Origin of the sequence: Halomonas sp. AOP30-A1-24, from assembly GCF_052378165.1 — a bacterium.
GTDB lineage: Bacteria > Pseudomonadota > Gammaproteobacteria > Pseudomonadales > Halomonadaceae > Vreelandella > Vreelandella citrativorans.
On the sequence record NZ_JBQSXL010000024.1, the window covers coordinates 47,414 to 67,782 of the forward strand.

The 20,369-nt window shown below is 50.9% G+C and carries 19 protein-coding genes and 1 pseudogene; 2 read left to right on the forward strand and 18 right to left on the reverse strand.

All coding sequences use genetic code 11. From position 1 onward, the window contains the following. Positions 1 to 191 precede the first annotated feature (191 nt). The 4 genes from lon to tig all read right to left on the reverse strand — a co-directional run bounded on the left by lon (position 192) and on the right by tig (position 6,184). Positions 192 to 2,606: an endopeptidase La gene (gene lon / locus ACT3TJ_RS13710; RefSeq protein WP_441679353.1), complete on the reverse strand. Its 2,415-nt coding sequence runs from the start codon at positions 2,604 to 2,606 to the stop codon at positions 192 to 194. A gap of 183 nt (positions 2,607 to 2,789) precedes the next feature. Continuing rightward, a complete protein-coding gene (gene clpX / locus ACT3TJ_RS13715) occupies positions 2,790 to 4,070 on the reverse strand; it encodes an ATP-dependent Clp protease ATP-binding subunit ClpX (RefSeq protein WP_444665876.1) in 1,281 nt (426 codons plus the stop codon). 74 nt (positions 4,071 to 4,144) lie between these two features. Continuing rightward, the gene (gene clpP / locus ACT3TJ_RS13720; RefSeq protein ID WP_193057203.1) at positions 4,145 to 4,762 is read right to left on the reverse strand and encodes an ATP-dependent Clp endopeptidase proteolytic subunit ClpP; all 618 of its coding nucleotides are present in this window, start codon (positions 4,760 to 4,762) and stop codon (positions 4,145 to 4,147) included. A 69-nt stretch (positions 4,763 to 4,831) separates the two neighbouring features. Next, a complete protein-coding gene (gene tig, locus ACT3TJ_RS13725; RefSeq protein WP_193057204.1) occupies positions 4,832 to 6,184 on the reverse strand; it encodes a trigger factor in 1,353 nt (450 codons plus the stop codon). 578 nt (positions 6,185 to 6,762) lie between these two features. Here tig and ACT3TJ_RS13730 point away from each other — a divergent pair. Beyond that, positions 6,763 to 6,924 (forward strand): EAL domain-containing protein, encoded by a 162-nt coding sequence (locus ACT3TJ_RS13730; protein ID WP_442353368.1) that lies wholly within the window; start codon positions 6,763 to 6,765, stop codon positions 6,922 to 6,924. 5 nt (positions 6,925 to 6,929) lie between these two features. Here ACT3TJ_RS13730 and ACT3TJ_RS13735 read toward each other — a convergent pair whose 3' ends face one another. The 12 genes from ACT3TJ_RS13735 to ACT3TJ_RS13790 all read right to left on the reverse strand — a co-directional run bounded on the left by ACT3TJ_RS13735 (position 6,930) and on the right by ACT3TJ_RS13790 (position 18,007). After that, complete coding sequence (locus ACT3TJ_RS13735) at positions 6,930 to 7,304, reverse strand: hypothetical protein (protein WP_172118803.1); 375 nt, start codon at positions 7,302 to 7,304, stop codon at positions 6,930 to 6,932. Positions 7,305 to 7,307: 3 nt separating this feature from the next. Next, positions 7,308 to 7,769, reverse strand: a complete 462-nt coding sequence (locus ACT3TJ_RS13740) for a flavodoxin (protein ID WP_442353369.1) — start codon at positions 7,767 to 7,769, stop codon at positions 7,308 to 7,310. Positions 7,770 to 7,973: 204 nt separating this feature from the next. Further along, positions 7,974 to 8,273 carry an integration host factor subunit alpha gene (locus ACT3TJ_RS13745; RefSeq protein WP_087111483.1) on the reverse strand — a complete coding sequence of 100 codons (300 nt, stop codon included), beginning with the start codon at positions 8,271 to 8,273 and terminating at the stop codon, positions 7,974 to 7,976. Between the two features lie 66 nt (positions 8,274 to 8,339). Beyond that, the gene (pheT, locus tag ACT3TJ_RS13750) at positions 8,340 to 10,721 is read right to left on the reverse strand and encodes a phenylalanine--tRNA ligase subunit beta (RefSeq protein WP_442353386.1); all 2,382 of its coding nucleotides are present in this window, start codon (positions 10,719 to 10,721) and stop codon (positions 8,340 to 8,342) included. A gap of 26 nt (positions 10,722 to 10,747) precedes the next feature. After that, positions 10,748 to 11,767 (reverse strand): phenylalanine--tRNA ligase subunit alpha, encoded by a 1,020-nt coding sequence (gene pheS / locus ACT3TJ_RS13755; RefSeq protein ID WP_444665878.1) that lies wholly within the window; start codon positions 11,765 to 11,767, stop codon positions 10,748 to 10,750. A gap of 151 nt (positions 11,768 to 11,918) precedes the next feature. Next, the gene (gene rplT / locus ACT3TJ_RS13760) at positions 11,919 to 12,272 is read right to left on the reverse strand and encodes a 50S ribosomal protein L20 (RefSeq protein WP_018916261.1); all 354 of its coding nucleotides are present in this window, start codon (positions 12,270 to 12,272) and stop codon (positions 11,919 to 11,921) included. Positions 12,273 to 12,327: 55 nt separating this feature from the next. Next, positions 12,328 to 12,522, reverse strand: a complete 195-nt coding sequence (gene rpmI / locus ACT3TJ_RS13765; RefSeq protein WP_087111489.1) for a 50S ribosomal protein L35 — start codon at positions 12,520 to 12,522, stop codon at positions 12,328 to 12,330. Positions 12,523 to 12,603: 81 nt separating this feature from the next. Next, positions 12,604 to 13,095: a translation initiation factor IF-3 gene (infC, locus tag ACT3TJ_RS13770; protein ID WP_172118807.1), complete on the reverse strand. Its 492-nt coding sequence runs from the start codon at positions 13,093 to 13,095 to the stop codon at positions 12,604 to 12,606. Positions 13,096 to 13,155: 60 nt separating this feature from the next. Next, the gene (thrS, locus tag ACT3TJ_RS13775) at positions 13,156 to 15,078 is read right to left on the reverse strand and encodes a threonine--tRNA ligase (protein ID WP_442353388.1); all 1,923 of its coding nucleotides are present in this window, start codon (positions 15,076 to 15,078) and stop codon (positions 13,156 to 13,158) included. Positions 15,079 to 15,305: 227 nt separating this feature from the next. Then, positions 15,306 to 16,178 carry an OmpA family protein gene (locus ACT3TJ_RS13780; RefSeq protein ID WP_172118809.1) on the reverse strand — a complete coding sequence of 291 codons (873 nt, stop codon included), beginning with the start codon at positions 16,176 to 16,178 and terminating at the stop codon, positions 15,306 to 15,308. A 274-nt stretch (positions 16,179 to 16,452) separates the two neighbouring features. Then, positions 16,453 to 16,938: a DUF2489 domain-containing protein gene (locus ACT3TJ_RS13785; protein WP_444622708.1), complete on the reverse strand. Its 486-nt coding sequence runs from the start codon at positions 16,936 to 16,938 to the stop codon at positions 16,453 to 16,455. A 70-nt stretch (positions 16,939 to 17,008) separates the two neighbouring features. Further along, complete coding sequence (locus tag ACT3TJ_RS13790; RefSeq protein ID WP_444622707.1) at positions 17,009 to 18,007, reverse strand: COX15/CtaA family protein; 999 nt, start codon at positions 18,005 to 18,007, stop codon at positions 17,009 to 17,011. A gap of 342 nt (positions 18,008 to 18,349) precedes the next feature. Here ACT3TJ_RS13790 and ACT3TJ_RS13795 point away from each other — a divergent pair, with 342 nt between their 5' ends. Continuing rightward, positions 18,350 to 18,562, forward strand: coding sequence for a hypothetical protein (locus tag ACT3TJ_RS13795; protein WP_172118812.1), 213 nt, complete (start codon positions 18,350 to 18,352; stop codon positions 18,560 to 18,562). 217 nt (positions 18,563 to 18,779) lie between these two features. On the opposite strand, the gene ACT3TJ_RS13800 is transcribed toward ACT3TJ_RS13795, so the two are convergent. Both ACT3TJ_RS13800 and ACT3TJ_RS13805 read right to left on the reverse strand, forming a co-directional pair. Beyond that, a complete protein-coding gene (locus tag ACT3TJ_RS13800) occupies positions 18,780 to 19,088 on the reverse strand; it encodes an ankyrin repeat domain-containing protein (protein ID WP_444624390.1) in 309 nt (102 codons plus the stop codon). A gap of 12 nt (positions 19,089 to 19,100) precedes the next feature. Beyond that, a pseudogene (locus ACT3TJ_RS13805) lies at positions 19,101 to 20,188 on the reverse strand (IS3 family transposase). Positions 20,189 to 20,369: the final 181 nt, after the last annotated feature.

The window sequence follows — 20,369 nt, forward strand, 5'->3', positions numbered from 1 at the left end:
CTTCACCCCTTAACTGTTTCAAAAAAATGGCTCTGTACGGCATGGCCACCAGAAGGTACAACCTCAAAGCATAGCTGCGTTTTATAGCAATGCCTTGAAACACCTGTCAAGCAAACACACCGTGGAATGCCCGCTGCACAAGGCTTTGGGCAAATTCTTTAAGTAAACATTAAAGACCAATGGCTTTAATATTAGTGTGTATTGGCTACGGTGGAGGAAGTAAACGATGTTTTAGCACCCTTTTCAGCACTTTTTAAAGACGTGCCCTCATCGTTTTCATCGCTCACTAGCGCCACCGCCAATACATCATCTATCCAGCGTACCGGACGAATATCAAGTGCACCCTTGATATTTTCCGGTACTTCCTTGAGATCACGACGATTTTCTTCAGGAATCAAGACGGTCTTTATACCACCGCGACGGGCTGCCAGCAATTTCTCCTTCAGGCCGCCTATCGGCAACACCTCGCCCCGAAGGTTAACTTCACCGGTCATCGCTACATCACAGCGCACTGCACGCTGCGTATAAGCCGACACCATAGCCGTTACCATCGCGACACCAGCGCTGGGGCCATCTTTAGGCGTGGCCCCTTCTGGCACATGGATATGCAGGTCTTCATTCTCAAAACGTACAGGGTCAATACCGAACCCGTGAGCACGCGCCTTAACAACGGTTTGTGCGGCACTAACGGACTCTTTCATTACATCGCCGAGCGAGCCCGTTTTGTTAATTCGCCCTTTACCTGGCGTCACCACAGACTCAATGCTGAGAAGCTCTCCACCGACTGATGTCCACGCAAGCCCTGTAACACGGCCAATCTGGTCATCCTGCTCAGCCAGCCCGTAGCTGTAACGTCGTACGCCGGCATAGGCTTCAATTTGCTCAGCAGAAAGGGTTTGCGTCTCTTCGAGGTCTTTACGCTCCAAGCGCTCGCGAAGCACTTTACGGCAGACTTTAGCAATCTGGCGTTCAAGTTCACGCACCCCCGCTTCACGCGAGTAGTAGCGAATAAGCTCTAGCAACGCATCGTCCTGAAGTGCCAGCTCATCTGTCTTCAGTCCATTGGCAGCAAGCTGCTTCGGCAACAGATAACGCTTGGCAATCGCCAGCTTTTCATCTTCGGTATAGCCTGGCAGACGAATAATTTCCATACGGTCCAAAAGCGGGCCAGGAATATTCATCGAATTGGCCGTACAGATGAACAGCGTCTCTGAAAGATCGTAATCCAGTTCCAGATAGTGATCGCTGAAGCTGTTGTTTTGCTCAGGATCCAACACTTCCAAAAGCGCTGAGGCTGGGTCGCCACGATGATCCATGCCGAGCTTATCCACTTCATCCAGCAGGAACAGTGGATTCTTGACACCTGCACGGCTCATGCGCTGCATTAGCTTACCGGGCAATGAACCAATATAAGTGCGTCGATGGCCACGAATCTCCGACTCATCCCGCACTCCACCCAATGCCAAGCGTACATACTTACGATTGGTCGCCCGCGCGATAGATTGGCCCAGCGAGGTCTTACCCACCCCAGGTGGGCCTACCAGGCACAGCACAGGGCCTTTCATCTTGCGTACGCGCTTTTGTACAGCCAAGTACTCAAGGATACGTGCTTTTACCTCTTCGAGGCCGTAATGGTCCTCATCAAGCACTTCTTGCGCTTTCACAAGATCATGCTTCACGCGCGTACGCTTTTTCCAAGGGACCGCTATCAGCCAATCCAGATAGGAGCGCACGACGGTCGATTCTGCAGAGTTAGCAGCCATCATTTTCAGCTTGTTCAGCTCTTGAGTCGCTTTATCGGCAGCCTCTTGTGGCATGCCCGACTCTTTGATCGCTTTCTCGTACTTTTCGGCTTCATTTGGTACGTTGTCGAGCTCGCCCATCTCTTTCTGAATGGCTTTCATCTGCTCGTTTAAGTAGTACTCGCGCTGGGTCTTTTCCATCTGCTCTTTAACACGTGAGCGGATGCGCTTTTCTACTTGAAGCAGATCAATTTCAGATTCGATTAAGGCCATCAGGTGCTCAATACGATCGCGCACCCTATCCATCTCTAAAAGCTCCTGTTTATCGCCAATTTTTAGCGATAAATGAGCACAGATGGTGTCCACTAGCCGGCTTGGATCTTCAATCCCGGAAAGCGAGTTAAGCACCTCATTGGGCACTTTTTTCGACAGTTTAACGTACTGCTCGAACTGATTAAGCAGCACGCGTACCAGCGCTTCCTGTTCGCGGCTGGTTAAGGGCTCGCTCTCTCGAGGAGAAAGATGGGCTTGCGTATAGCCCGCTTCGTTCTCTTCGATGTCCAGTACATCCGCGCGAAAGCTGCCTTCAATCAACACTTTTACAGTGCCATCGGGAAGCTTGAGCAGCTGCATAATGTCCGCCACAGTGCCCATGGCGTAGAGGTCGGCATTGTCCGGCTCATCCTGGGCAGCTTCTCGCTGAGCCACTAGCAATACGCGCTTATCAGCTTCCATCGCAGCTTCAAGCGCCTGAATCGACTTTTCACGCCCTACAAACAGAGGGATAACCATTTGCGGATACACGACGACGTCCCGCAACGGCAATAAAGGTAGACATTGAGTCTGTTCGGCGTTCTGCTGCATCGCAGACGTTCCTCAACAAATCGGAAGAGTACTTGATGGAACACCAAGACAAGTACATCACTGTATGAAAAGTACTACGCAGTGTAGAGCAAACTACGCAGTGACACCCATGAACAACAAGGGGCCGCCTAGGCGACCCCTTGGTTTAGCGCAAGCGGCTGAAGTCACGCCGTTGGCCTATTACTAGCCATCCGTGCCATCAACGCGAGCATCTTCCTGCTTTGAATACATCAAGAGCGGCTCGCTTTCACCTGCGATTACCGATGCATCGATAACCACCTTGCTGACATTTTCCAGTGATGGAATTTCATACATGGTGTCAAGCAATACCGACTCAAGGATAGAGCGCAGGCCGCGTGCACCTGTCTTCCGCTCCATCGCCTTCGCAGCAACCGCTCGTAACGCTTCGTCTCTAAACTCAAGCGTCACGCCTTCCATTTCGAAGAGCTTTCCATACTGCTTGATGAGCGAGTTTTTGGGCTCTGTCAAAATCTGGATCAGCGCGTCTTCGGTAAGCTCCGTCAACGTAGCAATGACCGGTAGGCGTCCAACAAACTCTGGAATCAAACCGAACTTCACCAGGTCTTCCGGCTCAACGTCTGCAAGCAGCTCACCGACACCACGTGCTGACTCTTTGCTCTTAACGCTGGCGTTAAAACCGATTCCGCCCTTTTCAGCCCGGTCACGTATAACCTTGTCCAGACCCGCGAAAGCGCCGCCCACAATAAACAGTATGTTACCGGTATTTACCTGAACAAACTCTTGCTGCGGATTCTTGCGGCCACCCTGAGGCGGTACAGAAGCCGTCGTGCCTTCGATTAGTTTGAGCAACGCCTGCTGTACACCTTCACCCGATACATCACGCGTGATAGACGGGTTGTCGGACTTACGAGAAATCTTGTCAATTTCATCGATATATACAATGCCGCGCTCGGCCTTCTCTACATCGTAGTCACACTTTTGAAGCAGCTTCTGGATGATGTTTTCAACATCTTCACCCACATAACCCGCTTCGGTCAGCGTTGTTGCATCCGCAATGGTGAAAGGTACGTTTAATAAACGTGCCATGGTCTCCGCTAGCAATGTTTTACCACTACCAGTGGGGCCGATGAGCAGAATATTGGATTTACCTAATTCAACATCGCCTTCACGTACGTCCGGTCTCAGACGCTTGTAGTGGTTATAAACCGCTACGGACAGCACCATTTTGGCGCGGTCTTGTCCAATGACGTAATCGTCCAGGGTATGACGTATTTCGCGAGGCGTAGGTAAACGCTCCTCATCGCTCTCGGCATCGGCTTCGAGAACTTCCTCGCGAATGATGTCATTACACAAGTCGACACACTCATCGCAGATATATACGGACGGGCCAGCAATCAGTTTACGTACTTCGTTCTGGTTTTTTCCACAGAACGAGCAGTAAAGTAATTTACCACCTTCATCCTTGCCTTTGCCGTCGGCCATTAGCGTACCTCTGTCACTGCGGCGGCTTGCACCGCCATAAAAGCTCGTTAGAAAAGCAAAACCTCATCACGCTATCAGGATGTAGGCCGCTTATCCAGCACTGCGTCAATCAAGCCATACTCTTGAGCTTTATTGGCGCTCATGAAATTGTCACGGTCGGTATCACGGGCAACCGCTTCCAGATCCTGACCAGTATGATGCGCAAGAATCTGATTCAACTTTTCGCGGATTCCCAGAATCTCACGGGTATGGATTTCAATGTCAGATGCCTGACCTTGATAACCCCCCAGCGGCTGATGAATCATGACCCGTGAATTAGGCAAGCAGTAACGCTTACCGGCTGCGCCTGCTGTTAAAAGCAGCGCGCCCATACTGGCCGCTTGACCAATACATACGGTTGATACATCGGGCTTAATAAACTGCATGGTGTCATAAATCGACATGCCTGCCGTTACCGAGCCACCCGGCGAGTTGATATAAAGATGGATATCCTTGTCGGGGTTTTCCGACTCAAGGAACAACATCTGAGCGACCACAAGGTTAGCCATGTAGTCTTCAACAGGGCCTACCAGGAAAATGACACGCTCTTTTAGCAGACGCGAGTAAATATCGTAGGCTCTTTCCCCTTTGGCGCTCTGCTCAACCACCATGGGCACTAAACCGCCGGCGTTTTGAATATCAAATCCACTCATTTGGGTGATTCCTTGCGTCCGATAAGGGAAAGGCGCACCGAGAACAGTGCGCCGCGCTGATGGGATTGCTTAGGCGTCTGCTTTCTCGCCTTCTTCAGCACCCTCGTCTTGTGCAGCCTGCTGCTGAGCGGCAGCTAATGCTTGCTGATAAGACATTTCAACGTCTTTAACGTTCGTTTGCTCAAGCAGTTTATCGACCGCTTTCTCTTCGAGAATGGCAGACTTAACCTGCGTTTTCAGCTGGTCGTTGCTCATGTAGTACTCAACAACCTCAGAAGGGTCCTGGTACTGCTCGGCCAGCTCTTCAACTTTTGCTTTAATCGCAGCATCGTCAGCGTCAAGCTCATTGACCTTGATCACTTCAGCCAGCAAAAGACCTACTTGAACGCGGCCCTTGGCCTGCTCTTCAAAAAGCTCATTGGGCAGCTGGCTAACATCAAAGTCTTCGCCAAGGCCAAACTGTTGAGCAGCCTGACGCTTCATTGCATCCGTTTCTTGCTGAACTAACGAGCTTGGCACCAGAATGTCGTTGGCTTCTTTAAGCGCGTCCAGCACCTGCTGCTTAACACGATTATCAACGGCCTGAGTCGCCTCACGCGTCATGTTCTTTTTGATTTCAGCGCGGAATTTATCCTGGTCGCCATCGTCTACGCCAAAGCGCTCAATGAAAGCAGCGTCAATTTCAGGCAGCTTCTGCGTGCTGACTTTATGCACCGTTACATTGAAGGTGGCTTCCTTACCTGCCAGATGCTCGGCCTGGTAATCTTCCGGGAAAGTAACCTTGATGGTTTTCTCTTCGCCAGCCTTGGCACCGATTAACTGCTCTTCAAAGCCTGGGATAAAGCTGTTGGAGCCAATCACTAGCGCGTGACCTTCTGCACTACCGCCTTCAAACGGCTCATCGCCCAGGAAACCTTTAAAATCAATCGTTACCTGATCGCCATCTGCTGCCGGTGTATCCGCATCTTGCCAATCGGCATTTTGTTTACGCAGCGTCTCGATCATTTCATCAACGTCAGCATCGCTTACGCTAACCACCGGGCGCTCAACGTCAGTGCCTTCGATAGAGGTCAACTCGATCTGCGGATAAATTTCCATGATCGCTACGAATTCAAGATCTTTACCGGCTTCATTAATTTGCGGCTCAATCTGAGGGTAGCCAGCCGGGTTAAGGCCTTCTTCAGTGATGGCACGTACGTAACGCTCACGCATTACCTCGCCCACTACTTCACTGCGAACGCTGTCGCTATAGCGTTGGCGGACAACAGACATTGGTACCCGGCCTTGGCGAAAACCATTCAGCCGCACGTTTTTCGCGGTGTCTATCAGGCGAGCACTGACAGCCTCGTCGATTTCGGCAGCCGGTACTTGGATAGAAATACGGCGTTCGATCTGGGAGGTCGTCTCGACGGAAACTTGCATGAATTGTCCTCTAGCGGCTGGGCGTTGTATTAACAGTGTTTAAATAAATTCCAAGGGGCAATTTTAAGAACCCTAGCGCACGGTGGCAAGCGCCATGCTCGCAAGATGGGGGCGCTGCGGTTAATTACAAGGGAATAAGTGACTAATTTATTACTTTTAGACCTCGGACACAGAATTACGTGCTCATTACGATAGGCTACCTGCCACTTAGCAACCTTTACTGGCTATCGTAACGATACTCATGACTACTCATCAAGACTTACCTATTTCACGCATTATGCACTGCACACCCGCCATACGCCTTGCCAAGCGGCAAAGCGTATGGCGAAGCGCCACTGCAGCTCTATTGTCATTATGGAGAACCACCAAGCATTAGGAATTTGGACAGAGCATGACGCCTTGATGATCAATTTCAGCACGCCCTCGGCTCTAATGCGGCCAATCGTGGAATTTATGACATCACCCGTGCATACCGCGCCGCATCAAATGTTGCTTAGCGAGGCCCTTCTCATCACTGAGCTACCTGCATCATATTACGGCCCAAAGCCTAAAAATAGATCGCAGTTTTATTGAGACCTTTGCACCAGCAGGAGCACAACAGCCGCGCTATCGTTGCGGCGATTGCAAGCCTTACTCGTGAGCCAGGTATAAAGGCGGTCGCCGAAGGCGTTGAAACGGAGCAGCAATGGGACCTGCTGGGTGAGTATGCTATCGATTTTATCCAAGGGTTTTGGACCTAAACGGGTTATTTATGGCGTTTAGGTCGCCACCATAAACTTACCGCATGCATTAAAAGACCACAGGTAGCGGCGTGAGAGATAAAAACCTCCCAGCTAATCCATGTGGTAAAAAGCGCGTGCCAAGCCCCCATGACTAAAGCACCCGCTAACAGCATGAGCACCAACCGTAGGCAAAGACGAGGCAATTGCTTGCGCGCGTCACGGGATAATAAACGCCATTGCGCTACCGCCGCGCCGGCAACCAGAACGACACCCATCACAATAAGCGTTTGACGGGTACTGTGCCCGCCTGCCATAAAACGCGGCAAAGATGCCAGCATTACCACACATAAACCGAGCGCAACACTAATGCGCTCTGCTGAAAAAGGCATCGGCTGCATTGCTTAGGCTACCTTTAGCTGCTGCTCTTCAATCCACGTCTCGACCCACGGTACTGCGGCATCATCTGCCATAAATGTTTCCATGGCATCAATTTCCAACCGGTCACCCAAACGGCGTGCTCCATGGTCTTCAAGTAACGCATCAAGCGCTCTGCCCGCACCACAGTATGTATCACCGTAGGAGCTGTCGCCTAACGCAATCATGCCGTAGCGTAATTCCGTAAGGGCTGGGCTTGTATCTTTTAAGCTGCGCACAAAGGGCACAAAATTACCGGGAAAGTCACCACTGCCAGTGGTAGAGAGCACGAATAATGAGAGATCTTCATCGCTCGTTAGATCATCAAGTGTCGGCTGCTCAACAATATTAACGGCAAAGCCCGCTTGCTCGAATAATGGCTTTACCTGCTCAGCCACATCTAACGCACCGCCATACATCGTGCCAACCAATATGTTCAGTTGAGGCATTGTTGCTATCCCCTATTAAGTGTCACGGCGTTGATAAATAGCCGTTGAATTTGCAGGAATATTAACATACTTCATTTATACGGCACATTTCGCAAATGAACAGACAAGGCTGTATGCACCGTGGCGCATAAAAAAACGGAGCGCCCAAAGGCGCTCCGTTATATAGCGAAAACGACGTTACGGATAGGTCATTAACATCAAGGACTATTTGGTTTTCACATAGTGCTCGACTTGCTGCTTTAATTTTTGACCTGGTCGAAAGGTCACAACACGGCGGGCAGAAATAGGTATTTCTTCACCGGTTTTTGGGTTACGGCCCGGCCGTTCACGCTTATCACGCAAATCAAAGTTACCAAACCCAGACAGCTTAACCTGTTCATTTTCTCGTAAGCAGGCTCGAATCTCTTCGAAAAAAGCTTCGACCATGGTTTTTGCTTCTCGTTTAGACAGTGCCAGCTCAGTATGTAAATGCTCTGCCAGCTCTGCTTTGGTCAACGCACCCATAGGACCCTCCTTGTAGCAAACGCATTGCCAAGAACGTGATAAGCGCCGTGTCGTGGCATATTATTGTCAGCCGCGTAGCTCAGCCTCCAACTGGACACGCACTTGTGTCACGATGGAATCTACCAACTGGTTGATTTCTTCATCGTTTAGCGTGCGTGAAGGATGCTGCCAGGTCAAGCCTAACGCAATACTCTTATGGTCGTCCGCCACGCCTTTACCAGCATAGACATCAAATAGCGTAATGTCTTTTAAGTAATCACCGGCATTTTCTTTAGCGCAATCCAGTAGAGCCTGAACGGGCACCGCTTGCTTTACGATAAACGCCAGATCGCGTCGCACTTCAGGATAACGTGATAACGCTTCAAAGGCCGGGATCTGCCCTTGGCTTAACGTATCCAGGCGTACTTCAAAGAGTACCGCATCCACTTTAAGGCCCAGCTTGGCGCGCACTTGCGGGTGCAAAGTTCCAATCCAGCCAGCATGCTCGCCGTTGTACTGTATTTCAGCACTCTGGCCGGGGTGAAGCGCTGGATGCTCGGCTGGCTCAAAGCGCCACGCATCAAGATTGCCACCCAAGGCTAAAAGGCTTTCAAGATCCCCTTTGAGATCGTAAAAGTCGATACGCTCTTTAGAACCTGCCCAGCCTTCCGTTTCCCGACTACCACAGACTAACGCCCCCATCATGGGAACCTGGGACAGTTGATCCAGCTCGCCATTAAATACCAGCCCCGTTTCGAATAGGCGAACGCGGGTTTGCTGACGGTTTAAGTTATGCTCCATGGCCCGCACCAGCCCCGGGAAAAGACTGGCCCGCATCACTGAGAGATCCGCTGAAATGGGGTTAGCAAGCACCGGAGAGACGGCATCAGGCAATATAGCGGCCTGAAGCTCGGGAGCCACAAAGCTATAAGTAATCGCCTCCTGGAAACCACGAGCGACCATTTGGCGACGCAACTGCGCTTGGGTGAGTGTTGCTTCATCTGCAGAGCGCAGCGCTAACCGTGCAGCCGGGCGGCGAACAGGCAGATTATTGTAGCCATGAATTCGGGCGATCTCTTCGATCAGGTCTTCTTCAATCGCGACATCGAAACGCCAGCTAGGCGCAACAGCCGACCAGCCTTCAGCCTGCTGACTCACCTCAAGACCCAAACGCGTCAGAATGTCGGTGACATCTTCATTGGCCAATTTCTTGGAAAGCGCACTTTCCAAACGCGCTTCACGCAGCAAAATAGTGCGAGAAGCAGGCACATGCTCTTCACTGACGCATTCAGTGACAGGGCCAGGCTGGCCGCCACAAATATCCAACAGTAAGCGTGTCGCACGCTCAATGGCCGCTGTAGCAAGCTCAGGGTCCACGCCACGCTCAAACCGGTGTGACGCATCGGTGTGCAAACCGTAAGAGCGCGCCTTACCCGCAATCGCCAGTGGTGTAAAAAATGCCGACTCCAGGAAAATCGTCTGGGTAGTTTCGTTAACCCCAGAATTCTCTCCGCCCATGACTCCCGCCATGGCAAGCGGACCCGCCTCATCGGTAATCATTAATGTTCCAGGGCGCAGGGCAACGTCTTGCCCATCCAGCAAGGTTAGCCGCTCCCCCTCTTTCGCCATGCGCACAACGATGCGGCCGTTCAAATTATCGCGATCAAACGCATGCATCGGCTGGCCAAGCTCCAGCATGACGTAATTAGTAACGTCCACCACAGGATCAATGGAACGGATACCGCTACGACGCAGGCGCTCTACCATCCAAAGCGGTGTTTCCGCTTTTACATTAATGCCCTTGATGAGGCGACCCACATATCGGGGACACTGCTCAGGTGCTTCAACGCTGGCAGCAAAGGTGTCATCTATTACGGCCGGGATAGATTCGATGACCGGCGGCGTTACGGCTAACCGGTTAAGCACGCCCACCTCACGGGCAAGCCCCTTAACACTTAAGCAATCTCCGCGGTTAGGCGTAAGATCCACCTCAATGGTCATATCGTTGAGGTGCATATATTCGCGAAAATCGATGCCAATAGGCGCAGAATTAGCCAATACCAGAATACCGGGCGAGGTTTCTTCCTCAAGCCCAAGTTCCGATGCTGAACAAATCATGCCGCGTGACTCTACACCGCGCAGCTTAGCCTTCTTGATTTTGAAATCGCCTGGCAGCGCGCCCCCTACCTGAGCAAAAGGAATCTTCTGGCCGATATCAACGTTTGCTGCACCGCACACCACCTGCACCGGTTCACCCGAGCCATCATTAACGGTACATACGTTTAATTTGTCGGCATCCGGGTGCTTCTCTTTGGTAAGCACCTCAGCAACGACAACGCCGCTAAACGCAGCGGCTACGGCTTCAACTGCATCGACTTCCAAGCCGGCCATCGTGATCTGATCAGCAATCGCCTGCGTGTCCAGCTGCGGTGATACCCATTCGCGCAGCCACTGTTCTGAAAATTTCATGATCGTTCCTGTGTTCGGCAGCGGTCTTAAGCGAATTGGCGCAAGAAGCGCAGGTCGTTTTCAAAGAACAGGCGCAAGTCGTTTACACCGTAACGCAGCATCGCTAAGCGCTCAGCCCCCATGCCAAAGGCAAAGCCGGTATAGCGTTCAGTATCAATACCCGAGCGGCGGAAAACTTCAGGATGTACCATGCCGCAACCCATTACTTCCAGCCAGCCACTATGCGAGCAAACACGGCAGCCTGAACCGCTGCACATAACGCATTGGATATCGACTTCAGCAGAAGGCTCGGTAAATGGAAAATACGAAGGACGGAAGCGAACAGAAAGGTCGTCCCGCTCAAAAAACGCCTGCAGAAAGTCTTCAATCGTGCCCTTTAGGTCAGCAAAGCTAACCCCTTCGTCCACCAGCAGTCCTTCCACTTGGTGAAACATAGGCGTATGCGTCAGGTCGGAGTCGCTACGATAAACGCGTCCGGGGCACACAATCCGAATGGGCGGCTCGCTCTCTTTCATTGTGCGCACTTGAACGGGTGAAGTGTGCGTTCTTAACAGCCGCGTTGCATCAAAATAGAACGTATCCGCCATGCCGCGTGCCGGGTGATGCACAGGAATATTGAGCGCTTCGAAATTGTGATAGTCATCTTCAATTTCTGGTCCTACCGCGACGTCATAACCGATACGCGTAAATAAGCTTTCGATACGTTCAAGCGTATGCGTAACCGGGTGCAAGCCACCACTGGCCTGCCCACGGCCCGGCAACGTAACATCGATGCGCTCAGCGGCCAACCGTGCATTCAATGCTGCGTTTTCAAGCTGCTGGCGCTTAGCGTCAATTTCATTGGCCAATGTTTGCTTTGCCTGGTTAATGCGTTCGCCAGCAGCCGGGCGCTCTTCGGCTGCTAGCTTGCCTAACCCTTTCAGCAAAGCCGTTACTTCGCCTTTTTTGCCTAAATAGCGAACTCGCAACTCATCCAGCGAAGCAACATCTTGCGAAGCCTGAATGGCATCACGTGCTTCAGACACCAGAGTAGGAAGGTGGTCCATCCGTTTCACTCCGAATTAAGCGGTTCCCTTTTATGAGGGTGTCGCACATTGAAGGTGACAAAAAAACAGGGGAAGAGCGGCTGCTCTTCCCCTGCGGGTCACACTGAAATGACCTTCGTCAATTCACGCTGGCATTTGCACAGCTATGACGTTATTGGGCAGCCTTGGCTTTTTCCACGATAGCAGCAAATGCGGCTTTTTCGTGTACAGCCAGATCAGCCAATACTTTACGGTCAATTTCGATGCCGGCTTTCTTCAAACCGCCAACAAAGCGGCTGTAAGACATACCGTTGATGCGTGCAGCAGCGTTAATACGCTGAATCCACAGCGCACGGAACTGACGCTTACGGTTGCGGCGGTCACGATAAGCATACTGACCTGCTTTGATAACGGCCTGTTTAGCTACACGGAAAACACGCGAACGGGCACCGTAGTAACCTTTAGCCTGCTTCAATACTTTTTTATGGCGACGACGGGCAACTACACCACGCTTAACACGAGTCATAACACACTCCTGACTTTATAGCTGAGGCTTTAAGCACTCAGACAAAAAAAACGACTTATAGGTTTGGCAGCATGCGCTGGATCAGCGCTTTATCAGCAGCGTGAACCTGCTTCATTCCACGCAGCTGACGCTTACGCTTAGTCGATTTTTTGGTCAGGATGTGGCTACGGTGAGACTGCTTGTGCTTGAAGCCATTAGCGGTCTTTTTAAAGCGCTTCGCAGCGCCGCTGTTGCTTTTGATTTTCGGCATGAGAAAACTCCGCTCGATATTTTTTAGAAAATCCAAGGCCGACCATCGCCTACGCGATAGCCCGTTGGTTTCGCCGTTGGATCACTTCTTTTTCGGGGCAAGAATCATGATCATCTGGCGGCCTTCCATTTTCGGGAAGGACTCCACCGTTCCGATCTCTTCCAGGTCTGCCGCGATCCTTTCCATCAGCTTGCGGCCGATGTCCTGGTGCGCCATTTCACGACCACGGAAGCGCAAAGTGACCTTACCCTTGTCACCACCTTCCAAAAAGCGCATCAGGTTTTTCAATTTTACCTGATAATCGCCTTCGTCGGTGCCAGGACGGAATTTAACTTCCTTAACCTGGATTTGCTTTTGCTTTTTCTTTTGAGCCGCTTTCTGCTTCTTCGTCTCAAAAACGAATTTACCGTAATCCATAATCTTACAGACAATGGGATCGGCATTCGAAATTTGCACGAGGTCTAAACCGGCAGCTTCTGCACGCTCAATCGCTTCGGTGGTAGGCACAACGCCCAACTGCTCACCTTCAGCATCGATTAAACGCACTTCTTCTTCGGTAATTCGCTCGTTCATTGGTGGGCGTTTGTCTGCTGGACGCCCGCGCTGATTGCTTCGCTTGATCGTTCCGTCTCCTTAGGCAATTGACGATGTCGCCAGGGCTGCTCGCTCCGCACCAAGACGCTCGATAAGTGCATCGACTGTCATTGTGCCGAGGTTTTCGCCGCTGCGAGTTCGCACGGCCACTGAGTCAGCTTCGACTTCCTTATCTCCCACCACAAGGAGATAGGGAATTTTCTGTAACGTATGCTCACGGATTTTAAAGCCGATCTTCTCGTTCCTCAAGTCCGCTTTAGCCCGTAAGCCACTTTTTTGCAGACGCTGCTCTAATTCAAGAGCGTAATCACGCTGCGCATCGGTAATTGTCATCACTACCGCCTGCTGAGGTGCCAACCATAATGGCATAGCGCCCGCATAATGTTCAATCAAGATACCAATGAAGCGCTCCATTGAGCCTACTATAGCACGGTGCAACATGACCGGCGGCTTACGTTCGCCCTCTTCGGTCACATATTGAGCACCTAAACGCTCGGGCATCATGAAATCAACCTGCATGGTGCCCACCTGCCACTCGCGCCCCAGGCAATCTTTCATATGGTATTCAATCTTGGGGCCATAGAACGCACCTTCACCAGGGAGCTCCTGCCATTCGACATCACACGCTTTTAACGCGCGACGCAACGCATCTTCTGCCTCATCCCAAACATCATCACTACCAATTCTTTTCTCAGGGCGAAGCGCAATTTTAATGGCAATATCTTCAAACCCAAAATCAGTATAGACCTTAAGCGCTTGGCGATGAAAGCTGGTGACCTCGGGCTCAACCTGGGCTTCGGTGCAAAACACATGGCCATCATCTTGAGTAAACGCACGAACACGCATAATGCCATGCAAAGCGCCTGAGGGCTCGTTACGATGACAACCGCCAAACTCACCAAAGCGAACCGGAAGCTCACGGTAGCTGCGCAACCCGGAATTAAACACCTGCACATGGCCAGGGCAATTCATGGGCTTGAGAGCATACTCCCGCTTCTCGGATTCGGTAAAGAACATACCGTCCGCGTAATTATCCCAATGCCCTGATTTTTTCCACAACGATACGTCCATTATTTGCGGACAGCGAATTTCCTGGTAACCGCCGTCTTTATAAACGCCTCGCATATACTGTTCGATCTGCTGCCATAACGCCCAACCGTTCGGATGCCAAAACACCATCCCTGGCGCCTCTTCCTGCATATGGAAGAGATCAAGACGGCGTGCAAGCTTACGGTGATCGCGCTTTTCAGCCTCTTCAAGCCGCTTCAAGTACGCTTTCAGCTGCTTTTTATCGCCCCAGGCAGTGCCATAAATACGCGTCAGCATGGGGTTTGAAGCATCCCCGCGCCAATAGGCGCCGGCAAGTTTCGTCAACTTAAACGCTTTTAGATGGCGGGTATTAGGCACATGAGGGCCACGGCACATATCCGTGTACTCTTCATGATGATAAAGCCGGATATCCGCACCGTCAGGAATATCGCGAATAATTTCCTGTTTATACGTTTCATCACGCTGAGAAAACGTCGACATTGCCTTATCGCGATCAACATATTCACGGACAACATCGTACTCGCGCTCTATTAGCGCTTGCATACGTTTTTCAATCGCCTCTAAATCTTCTGGCGTAATTGAACGACCAAAGTCGACATCATAATAAAAGCCGTTATCAATGACCGGCCCAATCGCCATTTTAGCGTCCGGGTAAAGCTGCTTTACCGCATGACCAATCAAATGCGCGCAGGAGTGACGAATGATCTCCACGCCGTCAGGGTCACGCGCAGTAATAATCGCTACGTTTGCATCGTGCTCGATAACATCTGCGGCATCGACTAAAACGCCATCTATCCGCCCTGCAACGCAGGCCTTAGCCAAACCAGGGCCAATGGATTCTGCAAGCTGCATAATGGAAAGTGGTGCTTCAAATGTTCTTTGGCTACCGTCAGGTAGTGTCACAATGGGCATTCAGTATTCCTTGAGCGCAGTGGTGATCCATACCAAGGATCACATTTCGCTATCAATGATCGTGGCGTTTAATAAGTGATACAACGTTATACAAGCGCGTAGCCTAACAGACTTGAGCGCCGCAGAAAATAAAAACGGGAGGCATACGCCTCCCGTCGATACGCACAGTAAATGTGCGGCACATCCAGCAAAAGCACTACACGTTTAGCGCCCAAGCAGTCTGCGTATTAGTTCCACTCGTCAATTTCAACACGGCGGTTCAGTGCGCGACCTTCATCAGTCTCGTTCGTAGCGATCGGATTCTCTTCACCGTAACCAACAGCACGCATGCGGTTAGCTTCTACGCCACGCTGAGCAAGATAAGCAGTCACAGATTCAGCACGACGCTGAGATAAGCCTTTGTTATAAGCAGCTGTACCACGTGAATCGGTATAACCATCGATGCTTACACGCACATCGGGGTTATTAACCAGACGCTCAGCAACACCGTTCAGGATGTTACGGGCATTATCGGTCAACTGAGCAGAATCAAACTCGAAGTTAACGTCTTGAAGAACAACGCTATCTGGGCAACCCAGCGCGTTTACTTCGGTGCCAGCTGGCGTATTGGGGCACTGGTCACGGTAATCCGGCACGCCATCACCGTCGGAGTCTAGCGGGCAACCTACTGCGTCCACTTCTACACCAGCGGGGGTACCCGGGCATTGGTCACGATAGTCCGGCACGCCGTCATTATCGGAGTCCAGCGGACAACCTTGCGCATCAACGGCAACACCAGCAGGCACTTCACCGTATGTCGGGCACTGCGGAGCTACCGGCTCAGGCGTACGATCAGCACACAGCAGGCCACCGATTGCAGCGCCAGCGACAGCACCCGTTGCCGCACCGCTATCTTCATCAGAAGAGCTGCTAGTGGCATAGCCGATGCTACCGCCAATCAAACTTCCCGCCAGACCACAAACAGCAGGGTGTTGATACCAGCTACGGTCACTGCTGCTAGCACCAGCTTGGCCAGAAGATTGATTAGCGGAAGTGGCACAGCCTGAAAGGCCCACTACCAAGGCGGAACCGATTAGTAACCCAGTCGTTGACTTTTTCATACAAGACTCCTTCTTGATCCAATGCTGACTTAGCCGTATAGCCAAATCTATCCAATGCTTCTTATTGCGAGAGCATCCATTTTTCGCTTGTTCAATTTTAACCACGCGGGCGTTCCCCTGCCTGAATTGAACAATCTGCCTATTATTACGCTTTAACCATTGAAGGCAACAATGCCGACATATCAACTTCTTGCCAACATCGACATATCAAGCATAGCAAAACTGCCACATACGGCACCAAAAAAACATATTGCCGCACTAAAATAAACCAAACTTACTTCTTATTTTCGCCTTTATACAGCTCAGGTCCGCCTTGTGCACGCCATTTTATAACGGCTTCTGCAGCAGCCAGAACCGCGGGCTTCATATCACGCTCAACTTCCAAACGCTGCTTATCTTCGCTCATGCGCTCACGGGGCGTTAAATTGGCACGCGCAGAGTGCGTTTTAAGATGCTGCGTCCGGTTATAAACCTCAGAAAAGGCTTGAAAATCAGGATGCTCTGCAAGATTGGCATCAACAATTTCAAGCAGCACCTTACAGCGCCATGAACCTTCGGTAATGTCTACCTGCCCTTGGACCAATGCACTTGTTACATAATCCAAATTTTCAAGGCTGTTTTGCTGGGCCCTTAAATCTTCATCCAAGCGGAATGCTTCACGGCGTTTTACCTCTTTGCGCAGTTTAAGCGCGTACATGGATAAAGCCGCAATGACAGCAAGCGCTAATGTAAGCGCCATCAGTGCGCTGACCGAATTCATAATGCTCTCCGTCGTACATCAAAAAACTAAACAGGAATTATACATCATTTTAAATTTGAACTCTTATTTTCTATCGCTCGCCCAAGCACACGCACCACCAAGCCCGCACCATGCCAATCACGAGTAAAACGGCCCCTGCAGTATGCGCAAGTGCCAACCACAAAGGCAACCACATCAACACGTTGGCTATGCCAAGTACAACCTGCAGCGCATAGACCCCAATAACAAATACAAGCGCCCGAGCGACACTTGGGTTGTGGCGATATCGATACCAAAGCACCAAGAGTGATACACCCAACAACAGCGCCCCTAGCCGATGCATATAGTGAATCGCGACCCGAGCTTCTGCATGCAGCTGTCCATGCAGGTAATTGGGGCCAACCGTTTGAGTCAGATGGAAACCTTCACTAAAATCCATGGCTGGCCACCACTGGCCATTACAAGCGGGGAACCCTTGGCAAGCCATACCTGAATAGTTACTTGTTACCCAGCCCCCCAGGCCAAGCTGCAAAATCAATAGCCCGGCGGCTAAGCCCCAAAAAACATTAAAGCAGTTTGCTCCCATGACCTTTTTCTCAGAAACACTGGTTAGCCTAAGATGCAGCCAGAAAAAGAGCAGCAATACGCTTAGCCCGCCCAGCAAGTGCAAAGTAACCACTTGAGGCCAAAGCTTCAGGGTCACGGTAAATGCACCAAAGCCCCCTTGTATAATGATAGCGGCAAGTAGAAGCACGCTAATGCACCAAGGGTAATGGCGAGTATTGCGAAGTGGCCAGCCAAGCACTAAAACGCTTAGAACCAATATTCCGAGAAGAGCCGCTATATAACGATGCACCATTTCCACCCAGGCTTTTGCAACATCCAGGGGTGCATCGGGATGGCGTAGAGCAGCATGCTCACCATCAGGGACGAGCAAGCGACCATAGCAGCCGGGCCAATCCGGGCAACCTAACCCCGCGTCCACTAAACGCGTCCAGGCACCGACCAAGATAACGACAATAGTCAGCAGCGTTCCCAATAACGTTAAGCGTGAAAGCCATACCAAGCGGCGCTCTGTCGATGAGTGCATCATGTATCCTTACATTTTCGTCGGCAGTATCCCTATCGGCTATTAAAGACCTCTTCGATACAAGCCAATCTATCCATGGTTACCTTATATTAGCAGCTAGATAAGGGCTAACTTGTCTCAAGAGCCCCCCGGCTTTTCCTCCAAGCCTATCGTCAACCAACGAAATACCCTCACACCCCATACAGTATTATCGCTCTATATCAGTGTAGACATTTATTTTTAAACGGTTATTCGTACGCACAACACAAAAGACGATTTACAACCCGCTGACATGAGCCCTATAGTCACTGCTACAATTCCGTATTCTTTTCATTAATCCAACGTAATACAGGGAATAATTTTATGCTGCAATATCGTCTCACCACCGGGATAGTGGCTTTTCTGGCGTTAATAGCAATGGCGTCGCTAGCGGGATGCACGACGTATACCTGGCCAGACGGCTCAAAAGAAACCGTACTTGGCGTTGTGCCGGACGATGAAAATAAACGCTATGAAGAGCAGCAAGCAGAAAGTGTCAGATACCGCGTACCAGGTGAAATTCCAGAAACTCAGTAGCACCGTTAGCTCTAGCCCTCTTCTTATCCTTGTTGCAAGGCCTTAACGCTAATCATAACTTGGAAGAATCTAAACTTAAGAGTTTGCTATCTGTAAGCCTTAAAGCAATGAATAATGCTTAGCCATGACCTTGAGCAGGCCTTGAGTCGCTTTATTTTTCAAGCTCGTTGGCTATTTGCATGACTAGCTGACAAAAAAGTGGCGGTTAGGCCTTATATTAGCGAGCGCCAGAAGCGATAAGGATTTTTTCGATATCCTGATAGTTAGCACCGCTTGCATGCTGCAGTGGCGTCACGCCGTTACCATCCGCCAAGTTAACATTAGCGCCTGCCTCAACTAACAACTCTACGATTTTCCGATGGTGGGCCTGCCCATCGCCCAAGATGATTGCCTCCAGCAGCGCGGTCCAATGAAGATTGTTAACGTGATCTACGTCAACCCCTGCCTCAATCAAAGTTCGTACCGTCTCAACATGCCTGCGCTCCGCGGCTGGGATGGTAATCCCCCCATTTATAACCGGGGCGATAAGTAGAGTTGGTTAGGCAGCCATGGTCACCTTCTGTTTCGGTGTTATCCCGCCCAATGCCATATTCGGTCGCTCGTGGTTGTACGTCCAGAGCCAGCGTGTGGCAAAATCCTGTACTTCAGCGATCGAGTCGAACAAATAATGACTCAGTCAATCATAACGGACTGTTCGGTTGTAACGTTCGATGTAGGCATTCTGCTGCGGCTTGCCAGGTTGAATGTGCAGCAACTCAATACCGTTCTGCTTCGCCCAACGGGTTAGCTTGCCACTGATGTATTCCGGGCCGTTGTCGCACCGAATGGCCCTGGGTCGGCCACGCCATTCGATCAACTGGTTTAAGGAGCGTATCACGCGCTCTGCTGGCAGTGAGAAGTCTGCATCGATGATCAGGCCTTCTCGATTGTAATCATCGATCACGTTGAACAACCGGTACTTTCGGCCATTGGCCAACTGATCATGCATGAAGTCCATCGACCAGCAGGTATTCAGCGCAGTGGGTACAACCAGTGGCGCTGGCTTTTCACGCACCAATCGCTTTTTGGGCTTGATGCGCAAGTTCAGCTCCAATGCCCGATAAATTCGGTAGATCCGTTTATGGTTCCAACCAAAGCCCTTCACGTTGCGCAGATACAAATAACACAGTCCAAACCCCCAGTTACGCTGATGGTGAGTCAGGCGCACCAGCCAGTCAGCGATAACGGCGTTCTCATGGCTCAGCTTCGCTTGATAGCGGTAACAGGTTTCACTGATCCCGAAAACCTGACAGGCCAGTCGAATACTGCAGCAACCGGTCTCAACGACATTCTTTGCCATCTCGCGGCGTTGAGATGGCTTTACCACTTCCCCTCAAGGGCTTCCTGGCGCAACACTGCCTTCAACCGCTCTTCGGCATACATCTTCTTGAGGCGCTGGTTCTCATCTTCCAACTCCTTGAGGCGCTTCATCATGGACGTGTCCATACCACCGTACCTGGAGCGCCATTTATAAAATGAGGCACTGCTCATGCCGTGTTCGCGACACAGTTCAGGGACAGGCATACCAGACTCCGCCTGCTTCAAAATCGCCATGATTTGGCTGTCGGTAAAACGTGATTTGCGCATGTGAAATCTCCTGTGTTTTCAGGTTACAAAATTCCACTTATCAACGCGATTATTTTTCGGGGGGATTACCGTAAATACATGAAGGGGTCCCCCGCTTAGTTTATTGGTAACAAATGCCAACGATGGACAACATTCCAACCTTGCAAATTGCAGGGGCTCCTTTAGCATAGAATACTTTTTT